Consider the following 15,909-nt stretch of genomic DNA (forward strand, 5'->3'; position numbering starts at 1 on the left):
ACGGATTTTGTCGGGCGCCCCGGTGCCCGGCCATCGCAAGATGATGAAAGGGACATAAATGTCTGCCCTACAAATCAAAAAAGGCGCGACGCGCCACTCCGCCTACAACCTACGCCCGACTTTCTCGGACGTGCAGGAACAACACACCATCGCCGTTCTGGTCGAGAACGAACCCGGCGTTCTGGCCCGTGTGATTGGCCTGTTTTCCGGCCGGGGTTACAACATCGAAAGTCTCACCGTCGCCGAGGTGGATCACACCGGGCACCTCAGCCGCATCACTATCGTGACCACCGGCACGCCGCAGGTAATCGAACAGATCAAGGCGCAGCTGGGCCGGATCGTCTCGGTCCGGGACGTGCATGACCTGACGGTCGAGGGCGCGTCGGTCGAGCGTGAACTGGCGATCATCAAAGTTGTCGGCGCAGGCGACAAGCGGGTCGAGGCGCTGCGCCTTGCCGATATCTTCCGCGCCAATGTGGTCGACAGCACGCTGAATTCGTTCATTTTCGAAATCACCGGCGCACCGGATAAGATCGACGCCTTCGCCGATCTGATGCGTCCGTTGGGCCTTGCCGAAATCGCCCGTACCGGTGTTGCCGCATTGCTGCGCGGCGACTGAGTCAACGGCGAGAATCCCGCCCGGAATTCTTGCCGGGCCACCATAAGATGAATGAACCGTGCGCAACACAGCGCGCGGTTTTTTGTCTTGGTCTAATTGCGTAACAACGCGAAAAAGATCATGCAAATTAGCCAAAAGACTATTGATTTTGACATATACACCGCTAGCGTATAACGGGTAGCGGGGTGCCAGACGGCCTCCGTTGGGGTCTTCTTTACGATTTCTGACTATCGTTCGGCTTTTGCGCCGATGCGATCATGTTTTCCTGAAAATACCAGCAGAATCCTGGGACAAACGTGACCGACACCATCCGCAGCCCGGCCGAATTGCGCAGTATGTTTGGCGAAAATCTCAGATTGCTTGCGCGCCGCTATCCGTCGGTCTCGGAACTGTGCCGGCAATTGGGCATCAACCGCACGCAATTCAACCGGTACCTCGGCGGCGAGAGCTTTCCGCGCCCCGATGTGCTGGATCGGATCTGTCGGTTCTTCTGTGTCGATGCGCGCATCCTGCTGGAACCTCTGGACGAGATCCAACCCGCTATCGAACATCCCGCTGCCGAGACCATCGACCGCTTCCTTGGCGCCGGGATCGGCACGCGGTTCGGTCCGGGCTTTTATCACGCGATCGAGACCGACCCCAACGGCAACGACAATGCGCACCACCAGCTTCTGCATGTGCGCCGCATCGGTCATTGCGTCCTGATGCGCGGCTATGAACCCCGGTCCGTCAGGCCCGATGACCCTGCCCCCGCGCGTGAATTGCAGGGGATCGTTTCCCATGCGGGCACGCAGATTTATGCGCTCATATCCCGTCAAGGGGGCCAAGATTGCCGTATGATGATCCTGTCACAGATCCCCTCGGAGCCTGAAACACGCTGGACGGGTTATGTGCTGCGTTTGCCGAACCAGATGGGCCCGGGCCCTGATTTCAAAAGGCTGGAGCTTTACCATCTGGTATACGATTTTGGTGCTGCATTGCGGCTTGGACGCAATGCCCCGCAAGCCCCCTCAAGCCGGTAAAACCACCGTCAGCTGGTGGCTTCAGCCTCGGTGCTTTCGGTAATCTGCCGGTACAGATGCCAGCTCGCATGTCCAAGTAGAGGCAGAACCAGCAACAGGCCCAGAAACCACGGGATCATTGCCAGAAACGTGACGATAGCGATAAAGGCACCCCAGCCCAGCATCACGCCTTTGTTGGCAGAAACATAGCCAAAGCTGGAAATCATGGCGGTCACGAAATCCAGTTCCCGATCCAGCAGCATCGGGATCGACAGCACCGTGATCATGAACAGCACGATTGCGAAAATCGCGCCAACCACCGTCCCGATTGTCAGCATGGACAGGCCGTTGAGCGTCAGAAACACCTCGAATGACGAAGAAATATTGGTCATGGTCGACAGCCCCATGAACAGGGCAAAGATCATGTGACCCAGAAAAAACCAGAACAGGAACATCACCACGATGATTGCGCAGATCGACGGCAACTGCCTGCGGCTTTGCTGCACGACAACCCCGAATATGGTGCTGAAATCCAGTGGCTCGCCCTGCTCCAACCGGTGCGAAACCTCATAAAGCCCAACGGCGGCAAATGGCCCGATCAGGGGAAACCCGATCGCCGCCAGCACCAGCCAGAACGAGGTGCCCGTCTGCAGCGTGACCCAGGCCATCCCCCATCCTGCCAGCACATAAAACCCGGCGAACAAAAGGCCGAAGACCGGCGCGCGGCGGAAATCCTGCCAGCCCCGGCGCAGCGCCTCTTTCAGCATGGCCGTATCGACCGGTTTCATCGTCGGAACGCCAAAAGGTTTTTCCATGCTCTGTCTCTCCTCCCCAAGGCCGATTTAGGCGGCCGGTCTTTTCTGCGGCCATTGCGTGGCGCTGTGATACGATGCTCCGATTGCCAATATCCGGGCGTCCGAGCCACGCGGCCCGAACAGCTGCACGCCCATCGGCAATCCCTGCGCCCCGAACCCGGCGGGCAGCGCCAGACAAGGCAGGCCCAGCAGGCTGACCGGCGTGACCACCTGCATCCAGCGATGATAGGTGTCCATCCCCTGCCCTGCGACCTCGGTCGGATAGGGCCGGTTCAGATCAAAGGGCCAGACCTGAGCCGAGGGCAGAACCAGCGCATCATAGTCTTCAAACAGAGCCGCCGAGCGCCGAAACCACTCGGACCGTGTGAGACTGGCATGATGCACCTCCATCGCACTCAGCGCCAATCCCCGCTCCAACTCCCATTGCGCACTGTCCTTGAGCGCGCCTTTCCGATCCGACAAAGGCTCCAACCCGGCGGCGACACTCCAGGAGCGCAGGGTAATCCAACTGTCCCAAATCCGCTCGGCCTCGAACGGAGGCGCCACAGGCTCAACTCGCGCCCCAAGCGCGGTAAAGACATCCAGGGCCGCCTCACACAGCTCAGATATCCCGGCCTCATAAGGAAACGCACCGCCCCAATCGCCCAGCCACCCGATCCGCATGCCCTTCAGATCAGTCGCGGAAACAGGTGAGACATCGGAGCTGTCCACGCTCAGCGGCATCCGCGGATCAGAGCCCGAGATCACGTCCAGCAATACCCCGATATCCTCCGGACTGCACGCCATGGGGCCAAGAGTTGATAACTGATGCAGAAAACTGTCGCCCACCGGCTCCGACGGCACCCGCCCCCAACTGGGCCTGAACCCATAGACGTTGTTCCACGCAGCCGGGTTGCGCAGGCTGCCCATCATGTCCGACCCGTCGGCCAGCGCCACCATGCCCGTGGCCAACGCCACCGCTGCCCCGCCCGACGATCCGCCGCAGGACCGTGCGGGATCATAAGGGTTGCGCGTCGCGCCATAGACCGGGTTGAACGTGTGTGAGCCCAACCCGAATTCCGGCGAGTTGGTCTTGCCGATCAGAATCGCCCCCGCCGCCCGCATCCGGGCCGCTATCAGATCGTCAGAAGATGGCACATGGTCCTTGAACAGCGGCGAGCCCTGCGTCGATGCCATCCCCGCCACGTTCACCAGATCCTTCACCGCAATCGGCAAACCGTGCAACGGCCCCCGGATCGGGCCGTCATCCAGCGCCTGCGCTTCTGCCATCAACGCGTCACCATCCCGCAGCGCAACGATCGCATTCACGCGGTCATTGACCTCACCGATCCGATCCAGCGTCGCCTGCATGACCTCACTTGCAGAGACCGAACGCCGCGCAAGGGCACCCAAAAGGTCTGTGGCAGAGGTTTGGCTCAGGTTCATCGGCGGGGCTCGCATCAGGCTTTCGCCGCTCAGCCTAGCCAAGCCGCCACGCCATTTAAACCCACTGTTTCAATGTATCTTTTCCCGACCAGACGCGCGCACGGGATCCCGCTTCATCTGGCCCAAAATATCCCGGGGGAGTCGCGGCCTGCCGCGATGGGGGCAGCGCCCCCTGCCCGACCTATTCGCCCTGCGCCTCGGATCGGCTTTTGCCCGCCACATTCAACGCCAGCGTAGCCGCCATGAACCCGTCCAGATCGCCGTCCAGTACCCCTTTGGTGTCCGAAGTCTCGTGGTTCGTCCGCAAGTCCTTCACCATCTGATATGGCTGCAACACGTAAGACCGGATCTGGTTGCCCCAGCCCGCATCGCCCTTGGCCTCATGCGCTGCGTTGATATCGGCGTTACGGCGGTCCAGTTCCTGCTGATAGAGGCGCGATTTCAGCGCTTTCATGGCAATGTCACGGTTCTGGTGCTGCGATTTTTCGGATGATGTCACAACAATCCCGGTCGGGATATGCGTGATCCGCACCGCCGAGTCGGTGGTGTTCACGTGCTGACCGCCCGCGCCCGACGAGCGATAGGTATCGATACGGATATCCGAGGGGTTCACCTCGATCTCGATATTGTCGTCCACAACCGGATAGACCCAGACCGAACTGAACGAGGTATGCCGCTTGGCCGCCGAGTCATAGGGCGAAATCCGCACCAGACGATGCACGCCGCTTTCCGATTTCAGCCAGCCATAAGCATTGTGCCCGGAAATCTTGTAGGCAGCGGATTTGATCCCCGCCTCTTCCCCCGCCGTCTCGGACTGCAGCTCGACCGTATAGCCCTTCTTCTCGGCCCAGCGCACATACATCCGCGCCAGCATCGAGGCCCAGTCGCAGCTCTCGGTCCCGCCTGCACCCGAGTTGATCTCAAGGAAGGTGTCATTGCTGTCGGCCTCGCCATCCAGCAGCGCCTCAAGTTCTTTCTTGGCGGCTTTGCCGTGCAGCGCCTTGATGGCGGCTTCGGCATCCTGCACGACCTCGGCGTCCTCTTCCATCTCGCCCAGTTCGATCAGCTCGATATTGTCGCTGAGATCGGTCTTGATGGATTCGTAGGTTTCGATGGCATCGACCAGCATCTGCCGCTCGCGCATCAGCTTCTGCGCGTTCTCGGGGTTGTCCCACAGGTTGGGGTCCTCGACGCGGGCGTTGAACTCCTCCAATCGATGCGGCGCCGTCTCATAGTCCATGCGCTGCGCCAGCAGCTCCAGCGACTTTTCGATTTCCGCCACGATGTTCTGGGTTTCGGCGCGCATGGTCTTGTCCCAACTTGCTCAATCAGGCCTGCGTGATAGCAAGAGCTTGGGGCCACCACAAGACGGGCGGGATCGGAATGCAAAACGCAGTGGAAAAGATTGCCCGGATGTGGGGGCTGAACATCCTGTCGCGTATTGCCGAGACCGGTCATGCGCAGGTTTGGAAGGTCAAAACGGCCCATGGTCCCGTTGTGCTGAAACTCTATCACAAGGTGGATCGAGGGAACGAAGCTGCAGGGACAATCCTTATGAAGCTCTGGCAGGATCGCGGCGCGGTGCAGGTTCTGGCAGAGACAGAAAATGCCGTGCTGATGGAGTGGTTGGAGGGGCCATCTCTGGGCGATCTGGCCCGGGCGGGTGAAACCGATACGGCCCTGACCATGCTGGCTGAAACCGCAGCCCGCCTGCATCAGACACCGCAAGTAGAGGCCGCGGGCCTGAAACCACTGCATGCGGTCTTTGAACCCATATATTCTTGCAGATTTTCACCCGATTGCCCCGCGCCCTTCCGGCATGACATGATCCGCGCAATCGATCTGGCGCGCGCATTACTGCACAGCCAGCCTGCCACGATCCCGCTGCACGGTGATCTGCATCCCGACAATGTCATTCTGACAGATCACGGCCCTCGGGTTTTCGATGCCAAAGGGTATCTGGGTGATCCGGCGTTCGAGCTTGCCAACGCCCTGCGTCACCCCAAAGGCATGGCCGAACTGGTACGGCAACGCAGCCATATCGAACGATGCCTGCCCCTCTACGCCAATGCGATGAATGTCAGCGCCCATCGGCTGGCTCAATGGGTCGCCGCAAAGTGCGCGCTATCGATTTTCTGGCGCTCCAATGGGCAGGTTGAGATCGACCCGGAGGCCGATCTGCTTCACCAGTTTCTTGAGATCGCGGATCAATAAAGCCCGCCGCCCTGCAGGTCGCCCTGGCTGGCATTGGGGCCAACGGTGATCGTGTTTCCGGTCGAGGTGGTCACCTGACGTCCGCCGCGCGTGACTTCTTCGAACAACGGCAACTCGGATCCAACCGCGAAGCCACCGTCATAGATACGGTCGATAAAGCCATCGACGCCATCGCGGAAGTATTCGGCAACCACATAGTCGCCCGACGCATCCGCAGGCAAACGCGCACCGCTGAAGCGGTCGATCTTGATGAACTGCCCACCGGGAGGCACTTCGAACGGACCGCCACCGTATTTCTCGACCGCTTTTTCCATGAAGCTTTGGAAGACCGGACCGCACAAGGTGCCGCCATAGGCCCCCCGCCCCATCGGGCGCGGGCGGTCGTAACCAATATAGCAACCCGCCACGATATTCGAGGTGAAACCGATGAACCACGCATCTTTGGATTCGTTGGTTGTGCCGGTCTTGCCCGCTGTCGGCACCGGCAGATTGACGACGCTGGATGCGGTTCCCCGATCCACCACGCCCTTCATCATCGAGGTCAGCTGATAAGCGGTGATCGCGTCCATCACCTGGCTGCGATCGGTGATGATCTGCGGCGCTTCATCTGGCTCCAGCCAGTTTGAGTTGCAATCCAGACATTGCCGGTCGTCATGCCGGTAAATCGTTTTGCCGTACCGGTCCTGAATACGGTCGACCAGAGTCGGCTCAACCCGTTCACCGCCATTGGCGAACATCGCATAGGCGGCGACCATCTTGTAGAGCGTGGTTTCTTCGGCCCCCAGAGAGTTGGCCAGAAACGCCCCCATCCGGTCATAGACGCCGAACCGTTCGGCATACCCGGCCACGACAGGCATCGTGACCTCTTGCGCCAGACGGATGGTCATCAGGTTCCGCGACTGTTCGATCCCGGTACGCAGCGGTGTCGGGCCATAGAACTTGTTCGACGAGTTCTTGGGCCGCCACAGGCCCTGCGGCGTGTTCACCTCGATCGGCGCGTCCACAACGATTGTGGCGGGGCTGTATCCGCTATCCAGCGCGGCGGCGTAGACGAAAGGTTTAAAGGATGAGCCCGGCTGACGCTGCGCCTGCGTGGCGCGGTTGAACACGGTGTCCTGATACGAGAACCCGCCCTGCATCGCCAGAACACGGCCCGAATTCACGTCCATAGCGACAAAGCCGCCCTGTACTTCGGGGACCTGACGGGCAGACCACTGGCCTTCTTCTCCGGCCATCACCAGAATGACGTCACCGCGTTTGAAATTGTCCTGGAAATTGCCCTGCATCCACTGGATGTCAGACCGCGGAACAATTCCATCCGCCGGACCATCCTCGATACCAACTGTCATGGACTGGTCAGCCACGTTCAGCACGACGGCGGGATACCATTGCGTCGGCAATACCACGTCGCGCGGGATTTCCATGATCGCCAGCGCCTCGCGCCACAGGGTTTCGTCGGCCAGCTTTTCCTCGGGGATCACGTCACCCGTACCACGCCAGCGCCCGCGCGAGCGGTCGTATTTCTGCAAAGCCGTGCGCAAGGCTTTGGCCGCCTCGACTTGCATCTCTTCATCGACCGAGGCGCGAACGGTAAATCCGCCGGTAAAGAACTCACCCTCACCGAAATCCTCGCTCAGCTGACGGCGAATCTCGTCGGTGAAATAGTCGCGCGGCGGCAGCGCGGTGCGGAAGCTTTCGAAATCGCCATTCTGGACTGATCGCAGCGGCATCTCGACCTCGGTCTCATAGGTGGCCTGATCGATATAGCCGTTCTGCTGCATCTCGCGCAGCACATAGTTGCGGCGGTCCAGCAGACGCTCTTTCTGCCGCACCGGATGATAATCCGACGGTGCCTTGGGCATCGCAGCCAGTGTCGCCGCTTCGTGCGGTGCCAGTTCCTGCAAGGTCTTGTTGAAATAGGTCTGCGCCGCAGCGGTCACACCATAGGAGTTCTGGCCCAGAAAGATCTCGTTCATATACAGTTCGAGAATCTGTTCCTTGTCCAGGGTATCCTCAAGCCGTGTGGCGAGGATGATTTCCTTGATCTTGCGTTCGGCCCGGCGGTCGCCGGACAGCAGGAAGTTTTTCATCACCTGCTGCGTGATGGTCGACGCACCGCGAACAGTAGCGCCTTTGGTGCGCACCGCCTCGACCCCGGCGGCAACAATGCCGCGCGGGTCATAGCCCTGATGGGTATAGAAATTCTTGTCTTCCGCCGAGATGAACGCCTGTTTCACCAAATCAGGGATTTCCTCGGACGGGGTGAACAGGCGGCGTTCCTGCGCGAATTCGTCGATCAATTGGCCTTCGCCCGAATAAATCCGGCTGATCGTCGGCGGCTTGTACTGCGCCAGCGATTCATGGCTGGGCAGATCGCGCCCATACATCCAGAACACCGCGCCGACGACCAGCGCGGCCATGAAAATACCCAAAGTCACGAGGCTGAAGATCGCCCCGAAAAACGAAAGAATGAACCGGATCACGTTACTGCCTTTTACTCGCGGTGCCGCCTATATAGGGACCCGCCCGCCCCGGGTCAAAACACGAAACCCTACAATGGCCATTTTGCGCCGCCGCGTCATTGCCCGATCAGCGCACGTTTCACCAGATCATCCTGCCGCCAGGCCTGCAGCCCCTGCACGATGCCATGCGCCATCAAGGCGCGCCATTGCGGATTTTGGATGTTCTTCAGGTCGCGCGGGCTGGACAGAAACCCAAGCTCGACCAGAACCGAAGGAATATCGGCAGCCTTGAGCACCGAAAAAGACGCGGTTCGCAACGGGCGGCTGTTCATCGGCCCGCCCTGCTGCGCCATCCCATCGGCCAGCGCCCGCGCCAGAGCATCCGTGCGCGGTTTGGTCTCCTGACGCGCCATGTCCAACAGCACATCGGCCACCTGATCGTCCGACCCGCTCAGGTCGATCCCGGCAATCAGATCTCCCCGGCTATGGCGCTCGGCCAGTTTCTGGCTGGCCACATCCGATGCCTCATCAGTGAGCGTATAGACCGCCGCCCCATGCGCCTGCCCTTCGGATAGCGAATCCGCGTGGAGCGAGATGAACACATCGGCCCCGGCCCGGTGCGCCAGCGCAATGCGGCGTTCAAGACTGACAAAATGGTCGTCCACCCGGGTCATCACCACCTCGAACCCGCCTGCGCGCAGCAGCATCTCGCGCAGCTCGCGCGCGAAAGTCATCATCAGGGTCTTTTCATCGGTGCCGTCGACCTCGGCCCCCGGATCAATGCCGCCATGGCCGGGATCCAGCATCACGCGAACACTTTGACCATCACGCGGCTTTGTCGCCTTGGGCAGCTCTATCGGTTCGGGCAAATCCCATCCCGGCTGACGCGGCGCCCCTGCGCTGGCAGCGAAGCTGTCGAAATCGGTGCCCACCAGATGCAGCGAGAGATGCGCGGTGCCCGTCGCCTCGTCCACGCGCAGATCGGCTGTTTCAATCGCCAAAGGTGCGCCCAGTTCCAGCACCATCCGCGACCAGCCGGGCACATAGGCCCCGTATTGAACGCCGCTGATACGGATGGTCTGGACAAAGCTCTGACGGTCCATCCCGGTCCAGTCGACCTCCTGAAAGTCCAGCACCATCCGGTAGGGATCGCGCAGGGTGAAGACGCGATAGGGTACGCCCTGACTGAGGCTCAGTTCCAGCTTCACACCCGACCGGCCTTCATCGCTGATCCGGCTTTGATCCGGCAGCACCCGGGCAAGCGCGTTGAAGTCCTGCGCGAACGCAGCACCGGTCAGCGCCCAGATCAGGGCGAGTGCGTAGAAAATCCTGCTCATGGCCTCAAGTTATCCCGAGATCGTTTGGCGCCGAGCCTATCGCATCCCCCGGCCTTTGTGAACGCCTTAGACCGGCGCAGCGATTGCGTCGCGTTCCGTCATGAAGCGCTGCAAACGATCCAGCCCCTCCTGAATGTCAGCCGTTGCTCGCGCATAGGAAAACCGCAGCGTGGTGTGACCGCGCACAGGGTCGAAATCCAGCCCCGGCGTGACGGACACCCCGGCCTTGTCCAGAATCTCGGCCGCAAAAGCGCGGCTGTCATCGGTCAGATCCGAGACATCGGCATAGACATAAAACGCCCCGTCCGGCGGCGCGATGTTGGTGAACCCGGCCTTGGGCAGCCCCTCCAGCATCAGCGCACGATTGCGGCGATAGACATCCAGATTGGCCTGCAGTTCCTCTTCGCAATCCATCGCCGCCAGCGCGGCCACCTGACTGGCATGCGGCGCGCAGATGAACATGTTCTGCGCGATGCGCTCCACCACCCGCACCTGATCTTCCGGCACCACCATCCAACCAACCCGCCAGCCGGTCATCGAGAAATACTTGGAAAACGAGTTGATCACATAGCACTCATCCGTCAGTTCCAGCGCGGTGACGGCCTTGGCCTCGTATTCCAGACCGTGATAGATTTCATCGCTGATGAACGAGGCGCCCTGCCCCTGCGCCGCCTCAATCAACGCGCCCATGGCGGCGTGATCCAGCATCGTGCCGGTGGGATTGGCTGGCGAGGCAACCATCAGTCCCTGCAGATCCATCTGCGGAAAATCCGCAGGCACCGGCTGCAACCGGTTCTCGGGCGCGGTGGGCAGATCGACCGGCACCAGTCCCAGCGCTTTCAGGATTTGCCGATACGAGGGATAGCCGGGTGCGCCGATGCCCACGCGGTCGCCACTGTCGAACAGGGCCGTAAAAGTCAGCAGGAAGCCCCCCGAAGAACCGGGCGTGATCACCACCCGCTCGGGGTTCAGATCGACATTGTACCACTCACCATAAAGCAGCGCGATACGCTGGCGTAATGCAGGCAGCCCCAATGCCACCGTATAGCCCAGCGGCCCTTGCTCCATGGCTTTGGCCAGTGCTGCGGTGGCGCCCTTCGGGGCACCGGTGCCGGGCTGGCCGACCTCCATATGGATGATGTGGCGTCCGGCCTCTTCGGCTTTGCGCGCGGCCTCCATCACGTCCATCACAATAAACGGATCGACCCCGGACCGGGTTGAGTTTCTCATGCCCATCTCCCATGTTGCAGCCATGGCTTTTGAACGCGTATCCCGGCTGGCGTCAATCCCGGCCCTGATGCTGGCTGCGCTGGTGTGGCTGGCGGCGACCGCGCAAAGCCAGGCGCAAAGCCTGATCCGCGATCCCGACATCGAACATGGCCTGCGCGAACTGGCCTTTCCGATCCTGCGCGCCGCCGGCTTGAACACCAATCGCGTCCGGATATTGGTGGTCAATGACAGCACGTTCAATGCCTTCGTCATCGACTACAACACCATCTATGTGAACTACGGCCTGATCCTGTCCGTCGACACGCCCGAGATGCTGCAGGCCGTGATCGCGCATGAAGCCGCCCATATCGCAAACGGCCACCTCGCCCGTCGGGCCGAGAACCTGCGCGCCGCACAGCGCAACGCCCAGTTCGGCACCGCGCTGGCCCTGATCGTCGCTGCTGCTGGCGGCGGCGAGGCGGCGGCCGGGGTCGCCGCAGGCACATCCTCGTCTGCGCTGCGCAGCTTTCTGGGCCATACCCGCGCCGAAGAGGCCTCGGCCGATCGCAGCGCGGCCAGCTATCTGAGGTGGTCGGGCATCTCTCCGCGCGGGATGGTCAACCTGCACCGCAAGTTTGCCGGTCAGGAACTGCTGAGCGAGGTCAATCAGGACCCCTATATGCGCTCGCACCCCACCAGCCGGGAACGTCTGCGCGCGGCTGAGCACTTTCTGGAACAGTTCAGCGAAGAGGCACCGCAGAACGCCAATGCCGACTATTGGTTAGCCCGGGTCAAGGGTAAGCTGTCGGCCTGGCTGCGCGCACCTAGCTGGACCCTGCGTCGCGCGTCCGAGGAAACCGATCCCGATATCCGCCTGATGCGCGAGGCTTCGGCCCATCATCAGAACCGCGACCTGACCCGGGCACGCGCCGCCATCGACAAAGCCCTTGAATTCCGGCCCGATGACCCATTTTTCTATGAGCTGAAAGGCCAGATCCTTCTGGAACATCGCCGGGTGAAAGAAGCGGTTGCAGCCTACGGGTCAGCTGTTGATATGGCCCCGAACGACTCGCTGATCCTGGCCGGGTACGGGCGCGCCCTTCTGGCGGATGGTCAAACGAAGAACGCCTTGCAAGCGCTTGAAAAAGCACGCGCAAGGGACTACCGAAACGCCCGGCTGATGCAGGATCTGGGCGCGGCATACGCAAAGGTGGGCAACACCGGGATGGCGTCGGTGGTGACTGCAGAACGATATGCCTTGCATGGTCGGCTGGACGATGCAGGCATCCACGCAAAACGCGCCATCGGGCGACTGCCCGAAGGGTCTCCGGGATGGCAACGGGCACAGGACGTGCTGATTGCCTCGGAACGGGCGAAGAAAAAGAAAAGGAAACGGAAATGATCCTCAGACACACTGCACCCGCCCTTCTGGGGCTTTCCATGCTTGCCGCTCCCGCGCAGGCGCTGGACCTGAACGCCATGAGCGAAGCGGAAAAGGCCGAGTTCGGCGCGCAGGTCCGTGAATACCTGCTGGATAACCCGGAAGTGATCCTCGAAGCGATCAACATTCTGGAAGAACGCAACGCCGCCGCCGAAGCCGCCGCCGACAAGGATCTGGTCGCGGCCAATACGGATGAGCTGTTCAACGACGGCTACAGCTGGGTCGGCGGTAACCCGGACGGAGACATCACGCTGGTCGAGTTTATGGACTACCGCTGCGGCTATTGCCGCCGCGCCGTGCCCGAAGTGGCCAGCCTGTTGGCCGCAGATGGCAATATCCGTCTGGTGATCAAGGAACTGCCGATTCTGGGCGACGCCTCGGTCGTATCCTCGCGGTTCGCCATTGCGACGAAACAAGTGGCCGGCGACGATGCCTACAAGCAGGTGCATGACGCCCTGCTGGCGTTCAGCGGCGAGCCGTCCGAAGTTACCTTGCGCCGGATTTCAGATGGTCTGGGTCTGGACAGCGACGCCATTGTCGCGGCGATGGACAGCGATGAGGTGACGGCCGAAATCGCCCAGACCCGCCAGCTGGCGCAGAAGATGCGGATTTCGGGTACGCCATCCTTTGTGCTGGGCACCGAGATGCTGCGTGGCTTCCTGCCTGCCGATCAGATGCTGCAGATCGCGAACGGTGTGCGCGCGGAACAAGGGTAAGCGCGCGGACAGATAGGCCTCAAGTCATATCTTATGGGATCGAGGGCGGCTTTGGACTCACAAAGCCGCTCTCGGTCTCGGACCCGCAGTAAGATATCTAATAAAGGAAGCGCGCAGGCCTTCCCGCGCGACTATTTGGCCACAACAGGCATTTGGAACTGGCAAAATCTTGCCTGCGAACAGCAGGCCTCTTTCCATACGCCACAAGATCGCACTAAAACTCGGGCACCACTCAAACCGGCACCGAAGTTTCTTGCAAAACAGCATTCGCAAAACGAATACGATTTGGCCACGCCTGCCTGCCCGCGCCGCGATTGCGCTGGGGCTGTTTGCTCTTGTCTCTGCCTGCGCTCAGAACCCAAATGAGGTGGATCTCGATCCCGAACGTCAGGCCATGGCGCTGCAAGAGGTCTCAAAAAAGCAGGCCCGGGGGCAAAGAGTGTGGTGTGTACCCTATGCACGAAACCTCAGCGGCATCGAAATTCGCGGCAATGCCAAAGACTGGTGGGGCAAGGCTCACAACCTCTTTCAACGGGGCAATGAACCGGTTGTCGGTTCGGTGATGTCGTTTCGGGCAACCAGAGGAATGCCTTTGGGCCACGTGGCGGTCGTGTCAGATATCGTCACCGACCGCGAAGTCATCGTGAACCACGCCAACTGGCACCGCAACAAAGTGTCGTTGAAAATGGGCGTCAAGGACGTATCCAAAAACAACGATTGGACGCTGGTCCGGGTCGAAACCCGACCGGGGCAATACGGCAGCAACTATCCGGTGAACGGATTCATATATCCGAAATTCGGCGAGTAACCCACATTACCTTTCCCTTCGGAGACAATTAATAGATCAATATACGCTTCCACCCGTGTAGGCGTATTGATAACCATTCAACCAATACGCGATTGAGTAGACCAAGTTTAAAGTAAACACCCAATGAAGAAAAAGGGCTCTTTCCTCTACTACTTAACCGCAGGTTGGGCATTGTTGACCGTTGCCATTGGTTTTCACTTTTTGTTTTCAAGCATGGAACCTACAGCCGATGTCAAATCTGGATATCAATCCAGACTGCATAATGTCCCTATAGAAAGCTGGGAGCCCGGCGATTTCAAAACACTGACCATCTTGGGCAAGCCAGTTGTCATTTGGCGCCGTAGCCCCGCTGAAATGGCTACCGCGATGTCGCAGGCCGATCCAAACATCGCTCTGGAGGATTGGGCTGAGGCTCTGAACAATGGATCGCTTGCCCGTGCGCTTGATCCTGAGGATTTCGCCCGTGTCGAATGGTTCATCGGTAGCCCTGTAAGCCCAGCGAGCTTTGGATGCATCGTTCTCACTCAGGCCGGTAACTACGACGGCTTCTTCGATCCGTGCCAAGGTGCGCATTTTGATATGTGGGGCCGCGCCAGACAAGGTCCAACCCCAGAAAATCTTACAGTACACCCGATTGATTTTACCGGAGACCGGCAGTCTCTGGTCATTGATGTCTCGAGACTGCCATCCCTGAGATAAATGCCTAATGCCTTCTACTCAGCCGCCTCAGCCGCCGCGTCCAGTTCCGCCGCTTTCTTCTCGACCTCTTCCACGATGTGGTCGATCATCTGATCGTTCGACATCTTGTGGCTGGCCTTGCCCGCCAGATAGACCATGCCGGACCCCGCCCCGCCGCCGGTAAAACCGACATCGGTCATCAGCGCCTCGCCCGGGCCGTTCACCACGCAGCCGATGATCGACAGGCTCATGGGTGTCTTGATGTGTTCCAGCCGAAGCTCCAGCGCCTCAACGGTTTTGATCACGTCAAACCCCTGACGCGCGCAGGACGGGCAGGAGATGATGTTGACGCCGCGATGGCGCAGGCCAAGCGATTTCAGGATCTCATAGCCGACCTTCACCTCTTCCACCGGGTCGGCGGACAGGCTGACGCGGATGGTGTCACCGATGCCCATCCACAGCAGGTTGCCCAGACCGATGGCCGATTTGATGGTGCCGCTGACCAGACCTCCGGCCTCGGTGATGCCCAGATGGATGGGGGCGTCCGTAGCCTCGGCAATGCCCTGGTAGGCGGCTGCCGAGAGGAACACGTCGCTGGCCTTCACGCTGATCTTGAAGTTGTGAAAATCGTTATCCTCAAGAATACGGATATGCTCCAGCCCGCTTTCGACCATCGCCTCGGGACACGGCTCGCCATATTTCTCGAGCAGATGTTTTTCCAGCGAGCCCGCGTTCACCCCGATCCGGATCGAACAATCATGATCACGCGCGGCCTTGATGACCTCTTTCACCCGCTTCTCATCGCCAATGTTGCCGGGATTGATGCGCAGACAGGCCGCACCGGCCTCGGCGGATTCGATGCCCCGGCGATAGTGGAAATGGATGTCGGCCACAATCGGCACGGGGCTTTCGCGCACGATCTCTTTCAACGCTTTTGACGAAGCCTCATCCGGGACCGAGACCCGCACGATATCCGCCCCCGCCTCTGCCGCCGCCTGCACCTGCGCGACGGTCGCCGCGACATCCGTGGTCAGCGTATTGGTCATGGTCTGAACGGCAATGGGCGCGTCGCCACCTACGGGCACGTTGCCGACCATGATCTGACGGGACTTGCGGCGATAGATATTGCGCCACGGGCGCACGTGATTGAGGGACATGAGGATCGGTCCGGATCAGCCTGAGTT

At 60.5% G+C, this 15,909-nt stretch carries 14 protein-coding genes; 7 read left to right on the plus strand and 7 right to left on the minus strand.

Annotated features, from left to right (window positions below; genetic code table 11):
* Positions 1-58: 58 nt before the first annotated feature.
* Both ilvN and ACR3E4_RS00380 read left to right on the plus strand, forming a co-directional pair.
* Positions 59-619: an acetolactate synthase small subunit gene (gene ilvN, locus ACR3E4_RS00375; protein ID WP_480531878.1), complete on the plus strand. Its 561-nt coding sequence runs from the start codon at positions 59-61 to the stop codon at positions 617-619.
* A 335-nt stretch (positions 620-954) separates the two neighbouring features.
* On the plus strand, positions 955-1,641 hold the full coding sequence (locus ACR3E4_RS00380) for a helix-turn-helix domain-containing protein (protein WP_480532350.1): 687 nt from the start codon (positions 955-957) through the stop codon (positions 1,639-1,641).
* A gap of 8 nt (positions 1,642-1,649) precedes the next feature.
* Here the strand turns inward: ACR3E4_RS00380 and ACR3E4_RS00385 are convergent, their stop codons facing one another.
* The 3 genes from ACR3E4_RS00385 to prfB form a co-directional block, all read right to left on the minus strand.
* Positions 1,650-2,435, minus strand: a complete 786-nt coding sequence (locus tag ACR3E4_RS00385; protein WP_480531876.1) for a DUF2189 domain-containing protein — start codon at positions 2,433-2,435, stop codon at positions 1,650-1,652.
* Positions 2,436-2,462: 27 nt separating this feature from the next.
* Complete coding sequence (locus ACR3E4_RS00390) at positions 2,463-3,860, minus strand: amidase (RefSeq protein ID WP_480531874.1); 1,398 nt, start codon at positions 3,858-3,860, stop codon at positions 2,463-2,465.
* A 181-nt stretch (positions 3,861-4,041) separates the two neighbouring features.
* Complete coding sequence (gene prfB, locus ACR3E4_RS00395) at positions 4,042-5,166, minus strand: peptide chain release factor 2 (protein ID WP_480531872.1); 1,125 nt, start codon at positions 5,164-5,166, stop codon at positions 4,042-4,044.
* 77 nt (positions 5,167-5,243) lie between these two features.
* On the opposite strand from prfB, the gene ACR3E4_RS00400 reads away from it, so the two are divergent.
* Positions 5,244-6,074 (plus strand): aminoglycoside phosphotransferase family protein, encoded by an 831-nt coding sequence (locus ACR3E4_RS00400; protein WP_480531870.1) that lies wholly within the window; start codon positions 5,244-5,246, stop codon positions 6,072-6,074.
* On the opposite strand, the gene ACR3E4_RS00405 is transcribed toward ACR3E4_RS00400, so the two are convergent.
* The 3 genes from ACR3E4_RS00405 to ACR3E4_RS00415 form a co-directional block, all read right to left on the minus strand.
* Entirely contained in the window at positions 6,068-8,557 is a 2,490-nt protein-coding gene (locus ACR3E4_RS00405; RefSeq protein WP_480531868.1) for a penicillin-binding protein 1A, read from the minus strand. The two genes, ACR3E4_RS00400 and ACR3E4_RS00405, sit on opposite strands and share 7 nt — an antisense overlap.
* Before the next feature lie 95 nt (positions 8,558-8,652).
* Positions 8,653-9,873, minus strand: coding sequence for an N-acetylmuramoyl-L-alanine amidase (locus ACR3E4_RS00410; protein WP_480531865.1), 1,221 nt, complete (start codon positions 9,871-9,873; stop codon positions 8,653-8,655).
* Positions 9,874-9,939: 66 nt separating this feature from the next.
* Positions 9,940-11,103: a pyridoxal phosphate-dependent aminotransferase gene (locus ACR3E4_RS00415; protein WP_480531863.1), complete on the minus strand. Its 1,164-nt coding sequence runs from the start codon at positions 11,101-11,103 to the stop codon at positions 9,940-9,942.
* Here ACR3E4_RS00415 and ACR3E4_RS00420 point away from each other — a divergent pair.
* From ACR3E4_RS00420 to ACR3E4_RS00435, 4 genes are all read left to right on the plus strand, one after another.
* Positions 11,102-12,484, plus strand: a complete 1,383-nt coding sequence (locus ACR3E4_RS00420) for a M48 family metalloprotease (RefSeq protein ID WP_480531861.1) — start codon at positions 11,102-11,104, stop codon at positions 12,482-12,484. The two genes, ACR3E4_RS00415 and ACR3E4_RS00420, sit on opposite strands and share 2 nt — an antisense overlap.
* Positions 12,481-13,239, plus strand: a complete 759-nt coding sequence (locus tag ACR3E4_RS00425) for a DsbA family protein (protein ID WP_480531859.1) — start codon at positions 12,481-12,483, stop codon at positions 13,237-13,239. The genes ACR3E4_RS00420 and ACR3E4_RS00425 overlap by 4 nt, the downstream gene beginning before the upstream one ends.
* 253 nt (positions 13,240-13,492) lie before the next feature.
* A complete protein-coding gene (locus ACR3E4_RS00430; protein ID WP_480531857.1) occupies positions 13,493-14,047 on the plus strand; it encodes a CHAP domain-containing protein in 555 nt (184 codons plus the stop codon).
* Between the two features lie 123 nt (positions 14,048-14,170).
* Positions 14,171-14,746 carry a Rieske (2Fe-2S) protein gene (locus ACR3E4_RS00435; protein ID WP_480531855.1) on the plus strand — a complete coding sequence of 192 codons (576 nt, stop codon included), beginning with the start codon at positions 14,171-14,173 and terminating at the stop codon, positions 14,744-14,746.
* A gap of 14 nt (positions 14,747-14,760) precedes the next feature.
* Here ACR3E4_RS00435 and ispG read toward each other — a convergent pair whose 3' ends face one another.
* The gene (gene ispG / locus ACR3E4_RS00440) at positions 14,761-15,882 is read right to left on the minus strand and encodes a flavodoxin-dependent (E)-4-hydroxy-3-methylbut-2-enyl-diphosphate synthase (RefSeq protein WP_480531853.1); all 1,122 of its coding nucleotides are present in this window, start codon (positions 15,880-15,882) and stop codon (positions 14,761-14,763) included.
* Positions 15,883-15,909: the final 27 nt, after the last annotated feature.

The organism is Ruegeria sp. AP11 (assembly GCF_056535865.1).